We start from the raw sequence: 9068 nt of genomic DNA, 5'->3' as shown, positions 1-9068 counted from the left end.
CTTGCCTCCCCACGCTGCGCTTCCACGACTGATTCCACGCGATGTGGAGCCCTTCTGTCCCGGCCGGAGATGCTACGAAGTCCTTACGATGCGGCTCGGGCACGCCATTGCGGCCGGCATAGCCGAGCAGGCGTTGATCGTGCCGCAGCATCGCGAGCAACAGCGCGGCGATCCGTCCTGGAGTCAGTGAGCGCACACGGGGGACGGGATCGCTTCAAGCGCGTCCGCAGCACGTCACAACTCTGTCTCCGCTGCAGCCCAAGCGCCCCGCCTGTCGCAGCATGTTCCTACTCGCATCACACCAGGGGGGATCATGCGCATCCGCGCCACCACCGCGGCCATCGCCGCCATACTCGCCGTCACCGTCGTTGGCTGCAGCAGTGACAAGGACAGCGACAGCAGGGCCGGCACCAGCAAGAGCGCCACATCCGAGGCGTCGAATACCGCGGACAACAGCGATGCCGCCAAGAACGCCGGCATGCCACCCGAGCCCACCGGCGCCAAGCGTGACGCCGTCCTCGCGGCCGTCATGGACGTCAACAGCAATCTCACCCATGACGAGGACAAGGCCATCAACGCGGCCCGCAACCAGTGCGCGGCCCTCGACGGCGACGCGACGAACCCGGACCACAGTGCTGCACAGCGGTTCTCCTACGACGGCGTCACGCTGACCGATGACGACGGACGTCACATCAACATCGGGCTGCGCAGAACGCTCTGCCCCGAATCCTGATCAGCCACCAGCTCTGGCCCGGCCGCGGGGTCTCGGGAACGTCCGCCGTGCCCCGTCGGGCATGGACTTCAGCCAGCAGACGACGCAGGGTGACACCCCGCAGGGGCCCTCTCTAGTGGCTTGTCACGCAGCCTTGGCCGGGTAATCGGTCCAGGTGCGGATCGGTGAGTCGGGGGCGAAGTTGGTTTTCGGGTCGGCGCGGGCGTTGTGCCAGCGGGGCCAGACCCACAGGAGGACTGCGCCGTACGAATCGCCGGGCCGATCGCCCCCGCTTGACACCCGAGGGCGGCCGAGTCGCTCAACTCCGAGCGACTCGGCCGCCCTCGGCGGGCTAGTACCTGCAACGGCCTTTCGCTTTAGCGCAGCGAGCGCAGGCCGGTGCGGAGCTCATCGACGAGGAGCTCCGGCTGCTCCCACGCGGCGAAGTGACCGCCCTTGGGAAGCCGGTTGTAGTGGATGAGGTTCGGGTACGCCTGCTCCGACCAGCTCTTAGGTGCCTCGTAGAGCTCCTCGGGGAAGACGCTTACCGCGACCGGGAGGGTGACACCCTTGGCCCCGAAGAAGGAGATCCCGGCCTTGATGTCCTCCCAGTACAGACGGGACGCGGAGATCGCTGTGTTGGTCAGCCAGAAGAGCGTGATGTTGTCCAGGACGTCGTCACGTGTCAGGCCCTCGGTGTGCCCTGCGAAGGAGCGGGTGATCAGGTCGAGGCTGTCCCGGTCGTGGTCGAGCAGGAAGGCCGCCAGACCGACGGGAGAGTCCGCGAGGGCCGTGAGCGACTGGGGACGCGACCCCATGATGAAGGCGTAGTAGGCGTGCCGGTACACAAAGTCCAGCTGGGCGACCGCGGCCTTCTCCTCGTCGTTGGCGAGGACGATGTCGGACGGCAGCGGGTTTCCGGCCGCGATCGCGGCCTCGACGGCGGGCGGGAAGATGCCGGGCATGTTGGTGTGGAGGCCTACCAAGCCTTCGGGCTGCTGAAGGGCCATGAGGTCCACGACGATCGAGCCCCAATCGCCGCCTTGGGCTGCGTACTTGGTGTAGCCCAGGCGCTGCATCAGCTCGATCCAGGCGCTGGCGACGCGTTCGGGGTTCCATCCGGAAGAGGTCGGCTTGCCCGAGAACCCGTAACCGGGCAGCGACGGAATCACCACGTGGAAGGCGTCCTCGGCGTTACCTCCATGTGCAGTGGGATCGGTGAGCGGCTCGATGATCTTCAGCTGTTCGATGATTGATCCCGGCCAGCCGTGCGTCACGATCAGCGGCAGCGCGTTCTCGTGCTTCGAGCGGACGTGGATGAAGTGGATGTCCAGCCCGTCGATCTCGGTGATGAAGTGCGGTACGGCCTTCAGCTTCGCCTCGACCTTGCGCCAGTCGTACTCCGATGCCCAGTAGCGCGCCAGTTCCTGCATCGTGGCCAGCTGCGTGCCCTGCGACTGGTCCGCGACTGTCTCCCTCTCCGGCCACCGCGTCGCCACGATGCGGGCCCGCAGATCCTCGAGCGCCGCGTCCGGGAACTCGAACGTGAACGGCCTGATCGCCGTCGATGCGGAAGTGTCAGACACTGTCCGTCTCCTTGTTTTCTCAGCCTAAAGCGGATTAAGAGCCACCTGGTATCCAGGGGTTCTTCACCGGGGGAATACCTCGCCCCGGTCGGCCGACACAGGGGCGTGCAAGCCGTCCTGCGCCGACGCCGTCAATGATGTTGCCGGGACGGGAACCTTGCGATCTGCTACATGACTTAGTTTTTCGTCGGGAGACTCCGATATTTCTAAGTAAGCTCGCACGGAGGTGACGCAAACAAGGAGAATCGCATGGGATTGTTGACTGAGAAAGGTAGATGAGGTGACCTAGTCGCAGCCGCATCGCGACCTTTCCCACGTGTCCGCGACTCTCCGCTGCCGCGAGGAGCATTGCGCGTGACGACCCCCAACGTCAGTTACAGAGTGTTCCCGCGGGCGGACTCAAGGTGGCCGTTCCCGTGGCTCTTACCTCGTCAGCGACTGTTCTGGCGCATACCGGAATAGGGGGCTTCACGTGGCGGCGCAGGACCGTGCCTCCGCTGCGTTCGGCCGTCCCGGCACCAGTGCGGGCATACCGGCACGAATAATGCGCAATACGATGGAAAAGTGCCTCGAGAGCCATCTCTCGGTGATCGTCAGGGACGGGAGCGACAGGTGGACGCCCTGGACGAACTCATTCGAAGGACTGATCCGTCGGCACTGCTGACTGCGGAGGGCGCTATTCGCTCCCTCAACGCCGCCATGGCCACAGTCCTGGCCAGGCCGGCGGAGCAGTGCCTGGGGCGCAGCTTTTGCGATCTGCTACCCGAAAGCCAGCGGGCTACGGCCGCGAGCCTTCTGGCTTACGGGGCCACGACGGAGACGGTGGCCATACGGGCGCTGGAGTTTGCAGGAGTGGGCTCGGCGTCGGTGGTCAGCCTCATCGAGGCTCGGCCGGTGAACGATCCTGCAGATGGTAAGCGGCTGGTGTGGCTGTACTCGGTGGACGCGCGCAACGACCTTAATGGCCTGCTCATTCCGTTCCGGCTGGCGGCCGAGGCCGCCGAGCTCGCCCTGTGCACATACTCACCCCTGGAGCACCGCTTGACATGGGTAAGCGGTCCACCAGCGCTTGCCGCGCTCTTCTCGGAGGCATCGGCTTCCATGGTCGGGGCGGTCCGGCGGGTTCACCCGGCCGACCGGGAAGCGTTGGGGCGGCTCCTGCGATCGACCGCCGCCCAGTCCCCGTGGGTCACATTGCGGTTCCATTCCGAGCAGGGCCGATGGCACCATTTGGCCTGCCAGGTCCGTCGGATTCAATTGGGCTACGGGGGGCCCGAGCAAGCCTTCGGGGTGATCCGCGATGACACCCGATTCGAGGCGCGCCGGCAAAGAGCACTGACCACGCTCATGGCCGAACGGCAGCGCACCGACGAGATCGCAGCCTTCGCCTCCGCCCTGATCACCGCCGCCACCGAGCAGGAGCTGAAGCAGGCCGTCCTCACACGGGTCGCCGCGACCTTCGGCGGCACTGGTGCCTATCTCGCACTCGTCGACGACCGCACGCGCCGCTTGCAAGTCTCGTCCGATGCCATGGTCGGTCCACAAGTGGCCGGTGCCATGCACGGCCTCTCACTGGACGAGTCGCATCCGCTGACCGACGTGATCGTTTCCGGTACGCCGCAATTCGTCGGCAGCCGGGAGGAGCTCATACGCCTCGCCCCCCAGGTTGTGGGTGCTCCGTGGCTCAAGTCCGTAGCCGCCGTGTCCATGGTCCCGCTCACTCCGGGCAGCGCCCAGCCGCTCGGCGCCTGGGGGGTCATCTACGACCGCCCGCACGAGTGGTCATCGGACGACCGCGCCCACATGAGTACCCTGGCCGACCTGGCCGGCCAGGCCCTGAAGCGCATTCGGCTGCAACAGGCCCGCGCCGAGTTGGCCGCGGCAATCCAGCAGAGCATGCTCCCCACTCTTCCCCAGCACCTCCCAAACCTGGAAGTCGCCGCCTGCTACCAGCCCAGCCGGGACGGGCTCGACATCGGTGGAGACTGGTACGACGCCTTTGTGACGTCAGACGGATGGGTGGCGGTGGAGATTGGTGACGTCCAGGGGCATGACGTTGATGCCGCCGCCTTCATGGGACAGGTGCGCGCTTCCCTGTGCGCGATCGCGGCCCACGAGTCGGACCCGGCGGCTGTGCTGACGCGCGCCAATGAATTGCTCGTCACGATGGACGCGACACGATTCGCCAGTTGCACCATGCTGTACATCGACCCGCACCACGGACAGGTCACCGGTGCCAGCGCCGGCCATGTGCCGTTGCTGTGCGTGCGCACCGACGGAAGCCACCGTGTCCACGAACTACCGGGCGGTCCGGTATTGGGCGTCCTGCCCGGCAACGACTATGCCGAGGAGACCTTCGCACTGGACCGGGACACCGCCCTGGTTCTGGTCACCGATGGTGTCGTTGAAGGACCATGTCTGACGCTGGAGGCGGGACTGGAGCGAGCAGGAACAGTCGCAGCGCAAGCGCTCCATGCCGGCCTGGACGCCGAGGCGACCGCCCACCAGATCCTCAACGCGGCGGTCGCAGTGGACCACCTCGACGACGTGGCCGTACTGGTCATCAGGCGCACATGACTCCCCCATCGGCTTCCTGTTTCAACGCCAGAGACACACAACGCCCAAATCAACTGGGCCGATCCGGCTGGCGGCCTCTTCGCCGAGCACTACAAAGCAGTCGGCTTCGGCAGGTCCACGGCTTTCGTCAGCCGAAGCGAACGTATACTCTACTACTACAAACAACATTATGCACTAGTGCAAAAGGACACCATATCTCTGCCCCGCCTTCGTCCTGTGGCGCCTACGCCGCCACCGAGCGCACCGTCCCGACCCGCAGCCGCGAGCGCGCCTCCTACGACCGCGACCTAATGCACGCCATCCTCGACGCGGACTACCTCTGCCACCTCGGCTTCGTCCGCGACGGAGCACCCGTCGTGCTGCCGACCCTCTACGCCCGCGTCGGCGAACGGCTGTATGTGCACGGCTCCACCGGCTCGCGTCCACTGCGCGGCGCCGGCGAGGACACCGGGCTCCCGGTGTGCCTGACCGTGACGCATCTGGACGGGCTCGTACTGGCCCGCTCGGCCTTCAACCACACGATCAACTACCGATCCGTGGTGGTGCACGGCGTCGCCCGCCAGGTCACCGACCCCGCCGAACGCGCCACCGCGCTGGACGCCCTGGTCGACCACATCGTGCCCGGCCGCTCCGCCGACGCGCGCCCCGCCAACGCCAGGGAACTCGCCGCCACCGCCGTGATCGCCCTCGACCTCCACGAGGTCTCGGCCAAGGTGCGCACCGGCGGCCCCGGCGACGACCCCGAGGACCTCGCGCTCCCCCACTGGGCGGGCGTGCTGCCGGTGACGCGCTCCTACGGCGCGCCCGAGCCCGCCGACGACCTCGATCCGTCCCTCCCCGTCCCCGGCTACCTCACGGCGCGCTGAAGGGATACAGCGCATGCTCATCCACCCCTGGGACGCCGCCCACGACGACGGCGCCCAAAGTGCCACGCACGACTTCGGCCGGCTGGCGCCAATGGCTGTCCGCTAGGAAAGCCGCTCTTCGTCCAGACGCTGCGCCCCTCCGGAGCTTGGTAGCGCGTCGTTGTCTTTCCTTCTCGGTCTACGCTCTCTGGCCGACAAACAGTAATGAATCGTGAAGTGATCGGTAGTACATCCCCCACATGCGGCACCGTCGGCTCTCTGATCGGTCGTGGAGGCGACCTGCAGCAGATCCGTGACCTTCTGGGCATGGGAGCTGGGGGTGGAGCGCTGCTGCTGTCGGGGGAGGCGGGAGTCGGCAAGACAGCGGTGCTGGACGCACTTGCCCAGCAGGGCCACGCGGAGGGGATCCGGGTTATACGGGCTTCCGGAGTGGAGTTCGAGGCGAACTGCACTTACTCGGGTCTCAATCAGGTCCTGTTTCCGTTCCAGGACGAGATTTGCGGGTTGGAGGAGCCCTTCCGGGATGCCCTGCGTGTCGCGCTCGGGTTCGAAAGCGGCCCGCCGCCGGAGCGGCTGGTGGTTTCCAACGCAGTGCTCCTCCTCCTACAGGCCATGGCCGCCGGTGGCCCGCTGTTGCTGGTGGTTGATGATCTCCCCTGGTTCGATCGGGTGAGTGCGGCCGTGCTGGGCTTCGTCGCGCGGCGAGCGGCTGGCATCCGCATGAGCTTTCTCGCAGCGTCGCGTTCCGGATCGCGGTGCCTGTTGGACGGCGGTGCTCTGCCCGAATACCGGCTGCAGCCGCTGGACAAGGAGTCGGCGACTCTTTTGGTCAACACAAGGTTCCCGGACCTTGCCGCCAGTTGTCGTCAGCGCCTGCTGACGGTGGCGAGCGGCAACCCGCTGGCTTTGCTGGAGCTACCGTCCGCGCTACCCAGGACAAGCGGTCCCGCCCCTGAGCAAGTCCCCACCGTACTGCCGTTGAGCCAGCGTCTGGAGGCAGTGTTCGGCTGCCGGGTCACCGGGCTGCCCAGACCGTCGCAGCGTCTGCTCCTGTTGGCCGCGCTGGAGGGCACGGGCGATCTCGGGGTGCTGCAGGCGGCCTCGCGGCAGGCGAACGACGGGTACGACTTGGAGGACCTGGCGCCCGCTGAGCGTGACCGACTGGTGGACGTTGACGAAGGGGAACGGCGACTGCAGTTCCGTCATCCACTGATCCGTTCCGCGGTGGTGGAGAACTCCACCAGCTGCGAACGGCGCGCGCTGCATGCAGTACTCGCCCGGGTGCTTGTGAACCAGCCCGAACGCCGGGCCTGGCATTTGGGCGAGGCAACGCTGGAACCGGATGAGGATGTGGCCGGCCTGCTGGAGCAAGCGGCGCGGATCACTTTGCGACGCGGTGACGCCGTGGGCAGCATGCGGACACTGATCCGCGCCGCAGACCTCAGCCCCGACGGGTCGGACTGCGGCCGCCGACTCGCCGAGGCGGCCTATATCGGTGCCGAGTCCACCGGTGCGCTGCCCAGCGCCCAAAGGCTCCTGGACGAAGCCAGGCACACAGCCACAGACCTGAAGGACTCCCTGCACTCGGCGGCAGCCGCCGCCCTGCTCGTTCTCAACGGCGACGGTGACGTAGACGCCGCGCACCGCTTGCTTGTCTGTGCGATTGAAACGGGAGCCCACGCGTACGACGCCCACGACCCGGCGCTCGTAGACGCTTTGCACACGCTTGCGCTGGTCGGCTTTTTCGGAGCCCGACCCGACCTGTGGCGGCCATACTTCCGGGCCGTGGAGCAGCTGAAGCCAAAGACGCCCCTGCTCCTGTCCGCGCTGGGCAAGACATTCTCCGATCCGGCGCGGACGGCAGCCGCAGCATCGGAAGAACTCGACGAGCTGGTCGCGGAACTGGCCGACACCACCGACCCCGTCCGACTCACACGTATCGGTACCGCAGCTGTGTACCTGGACCGTCTCGGCAGCGTCCGCGCGGCGTCATGGCGGGTGGTTCGCATGGGGCGCGATGGCGGCCCTGCCCGCCAATACCTGGCAGGGCTGATCCTCCTCTGCCTGGACGACTACCTCACCGGAGTATGGGACGAGGCAACGCAACTGGCGGACGAGGGAGCCCAGCTGTGCGAAATGCACGGCTACAGCGCATTCGCGTGGTACTTCCAGTACATCCAGGCCATCCTTGCTGGTGCCCGCGGGGAAGCGGACCAAGCAAGAGCAATAGCCGAGCGGATCATTCACTGGGCTACACCTCGCGGGGCATCCAGCGCCGCACACTACGGTCACCACGCGGCAGCAGTGGCGGCCTTGGGAAGCGGTGACTTCACCGGCGCCTACGAGCACGCATCTGCAGTCAGCCCGGCGGGGAGTCTTGCCTCGCACGTACCGCATGCCCTGTGGGTGGCGATGGACCTGGTTGAAGCTGCGGTACGGACGAACCGCCAATCCGAGGCGGCGGATCATGTCTGCGCGATGCGGGACGCCGACGTGGCCGCGATCTCATCACGACACGCCCTGCTGATGGAGGCCTCCGCCGCCCTGGCAACGACGGACGACGACGAAGCTCTGCAGCTGTTCACACAAGCCTTGGCGGTACCCAGTGCAGAGCGATGGCCGTTCGATTTCGCCCGCGTGCAATTGGCCTACGGCGAGCGGTTGAGACGCATCAAAGCAACCGCGCAATCCAGGAAACCGCTGGGCGCAGCGCTGACCACTTTCGAGCAACTCAAAGCTCAGCCCTGGGTGGAACGAACTGAGGCGGAACTGCGTGCCGCCGGCCTCGGCAGGCGGCACGACGGAACGCCAAGGGCTCATACCCTCACAACCCAGGAGCTGGAGATAGCCCGGCTGGTGGCCTCGGGACTGACAAATAAACAGGTTGCGGAGCGCATGTTCCTCTCCCACCGGACTGTCAGTGCCCATCTCTACCAGATCTACCCGAAGCTCGGAATCACCTCCCGCAGCATGCTGGGAGACGCTCTGAAATCCTGACACGGCCGGGTAACCATGTGATGCCCGCTGCTCGGCAAGCCCCCGGAGCCTTCCTCCAGGGGCCAGGAAGCGGAGGCGACTTCGAATCCGCGTCGGCGCCCATCCGGTTGGCAAGGTTGCGCAAGGCTACGGAAGAGGATGAGCCGGGTTCGGGTGTGCTCACGAACAATCACTGGTCCGGGTCGCAGGAAAGGCGAGAGTCTCGTAGTCCAGGCGACCTCGCTCGGCAAGGTATGCCGGCAGTGTCTGGTGCCGTGGGAGAATTCTTCCAAAATCGCCGAGCTTCTTGTTGCATTCCGAACGGGCCGACGCCTTGTCCATATGTCGAGG

General features: G+C 66.4%; 5 protein-coding genes and 1 pseudogene. 4 read left to right on the top strand and 2 right to left on the bottom strand.

Annotation, left to right across the window (positions count from 1 at the left end; translation table 11 throughout):
- Window positions 1-196 (bottom strand): annotated as a pseudogene (locus AB0F62_RS34700) (hypothetical protein); the annotation flags it as partial.
- A 117-nt stretch (window positions 197-313) separates the two neighbouring features.
- On the opposite strand from AB0F62_RS34700, the gene AB0F62_RS34695 reads away from it, so the two are divergent.
- Window positions 314-733 (top strand): hypothetical protein, encoded by a 420-nt coding sequence (locus AB0F62_RS34695; protein ID WP_361808804.1) that lies wholly within the window; start codon window positions 314-316, stop codon window positions 731-733.
- A gap of 356 nt (window positions 734-1089) precedes the next feature.
- Here AB0F62_RS34695 and AB0F62_RS34690 read toward each other — a convergent pair whose 3' ends face one another.
- On the bottom strand, window positions 1090-2298 hold the full coding sequence (locus AB0F62_RS34690) for an epoxide hydrolase family protein (protein WP_361808801.1): 1209 nt from the start codon (window positions 2296-2298) through the stop codon (window positions 1090-1092).
- 612 nt (window positions 2299-2910) lie between these two features.
- Here AB0F62_RS34690 and AB0F62_RS34685 point away from each other — a divergent pair.
- The 3 genes from AB0F62_RS34685 to AB0F62_RS34675 all read left to right on the top strand — a co-directional run bounded on the left by AB0F62_RS34685 (window position 2911) and on the right by AB0F62_RS34675 (window position 8738).
- Window positions 2911-4875 carry a SpoIIE family protein phosphatase gene (locus AB0F62_RS34685; RefSeq protein WP_361808798.1) on the top strand — a complete coding sequence of 655 codons (1965 nt, stop codon included), beginning with the start codon at window positions 2911-2913 and terminating at the stop codon, window positions 4873-4875.
- Between the two features lie 194 nt (window positions 4876-5069).
- Window positions 5070-5741: a pyridoxamine 5'-phosphate oxidase family protein gene (locus AB0F62_RS34680; protein ID WP_361808810.1), complete on the top strand. Its 672-nt coding sequence runs from the start codon at window positions 5070-5072 to the stop codon at window positions 5739-5741.
- 204 nt (window positions 5742-5945) lie between these two features.
- A complete protein-coding gene (locus AB0F62_RS34675) occupies window positions 5946-8738 on the top strand; it encodes an AAA family ATPase (protein ID WP_361808795.1) in 2793 nt (930 codons plus the stop codon).
- Window positions 8739-9068 lie beyond the last annotated feature (330 nt).

It is taken from the genome of Streptomyces sp. NPDC026673 (assembly GCF_040638135.1).
Classification (GTDB): Bacteria; Actinomycetota; Actinomycetes; order Streptomycetales; family Streptomycetaceae; genus Actinacidiphila.
This window is presented reverse-complemented; position numbering and strand designations above follow the sequence as displayed.